Genomic DNA, 1,571 nt, shown 5'->3' with positions numbered 1-1,571 from the left:
TTTTCGTGAATTTTTTCAATCAATGATTGTAAGGCTAATTTTTTGTCTTCCGACCAATTGAACTGACCAAAAACAGGTTGGTCAATAAATTTGTACCAATAATAAATAACCGTTGAACCATCGTTTAGTGTTGCTTCATAAGGTCCGCTGGCGGCTCCGGGCATCATCCAACTGCCTTCCTCAGGAGAGAAATACGTACCTGTGTTTTCCTGAATAGGAAATTCGGCCTCTATTAAACCCAAATTTTTGGGAACTTTCGATGCCTCAACAATTATAAAGGCATCACCTTCTTGTTTGTAGTATTCAGGAAAAGTTCCCTTCTGGAAAGCAGTGTTCTTCCAATCGTAGCCAAAGCTTGTATTATCTGTAAATGGTTTAAAAATAGTTTCAACACCTTTAATTTTCGTACCATAGATATCGAGCGATGAAAAGGTGGAATCCATTTTGGGTTGGGTCATGCCATCGTACTTAAATTTACCATCTGAGGGCACGCCGTTTTTTCTCCAATCCAGAATTTCATTAAACAATGCATTTTTATTGTAATATCTTAAATCCTGTACAAGAGATGCTTTTCCTGCCGAATCAATAGGGAAATTTAACTTTGGGATTTTTACATACAATGTGCTATCGTTGTCATATTGCCTGAAACTTGGAACAGTATTGATTTCCATGGCACCACCATTAATGATGCCTTCACGGGCGTCTAATCCTCGTCCTTCTATTTCCGGGTATTGCTCAGAAAATTTAGACCATGTTTCGGGAAGATAATAAGCTATTGGTCCTTTAAAATTTTCTGTATTGATAAAACAAGTCCAATTTTGATTGCCAACTTGCACTTTGGTATTATGGTAGGCATCGGTAAATGGAAGAGCCATGTAAGCGTAGCCCATAAATTCGCCATTCGGATTTCCTTCAAAAGGGAGTGCATCTGGCGGTATCAATAACCGATTGCTAAGTTGAGCAACACCAAGAAGACTATCGGCAAGAGCTTTGTCGTCATAGAAAAAAGACCAGCCCGGCGTGGCTACTTCGTAGTCATAGCATTGAGGTGTAGAATTCATACTAAATTTTGGTGGGCCATAACGGTATTTGTTTCTTGCCCAATACCCAAGACCTCCCTCCAATGTTTGAAATACTCTCTGATAAGTTGGTCCAAAGGCGGTAACTTGGTGTATGGTTGTGCCTTCCGGACAAAACTCTATTGTTTTGTTATCGCTGTTTTTTGGGATAATCCAGGTTCCCGGAAGTCCTATCTGAAGCCGATGTAAAGGCTGGTCTATAAGCGGCCATGCGGCAGTATAAAATGAAACACCCATGCCGTAAGCAGTGTCTGGTTTTGCATTATAGCCTACATAACCATGAAAACCATGACCAATTAATTCTGCCTTTTTAAACTCTGTGTTTTTATTGTTATCACAACTCAAAAAAACCAATAAAATAAGTATAAAGAGCACACAATAGTTTAATCCGGAGTAAGAGCACTTTATACTTAGGTTTAAATTTTTCATTATTTATAGTTTAATTAATCAGGTACTCGGCTTCAAACAGATTTTTTTGGTTTTGGTAAAAAC

Annotated in this window: 1 protein-coding gene; it reads right to left on the bottom strand. The window is 38.4% G+C overall.

Annotated features, from left to right (window positions below; translation table 11 throughout):
- The coding region (locus tag V7Z48_RS13355; RefSeq protein ID WP_334114114.1) for a hypothetical protein at positions 1 to 1,508 on the bottom strand (1,508 nt) is incomplete at its 3' end.
- Positions 1,509 to 1,571 lie beyond the last annotated feature (63 nt).

The sequence above is a fragment of the Paucihalobacter sp. genome (assembly GCF_036825875.1).
Classification (GTDB): domain Bacteria; phylum Bacteroidota; class Bacteroidia; order Flavobacteriales; family Flavobacteriaceae; genus Paucihalobacter.
The sequence above is the reverse complement of the archived record's forward strand: the minus strand, read 5'-3'. Positions and strand labels throughout refer to the sequence as shown.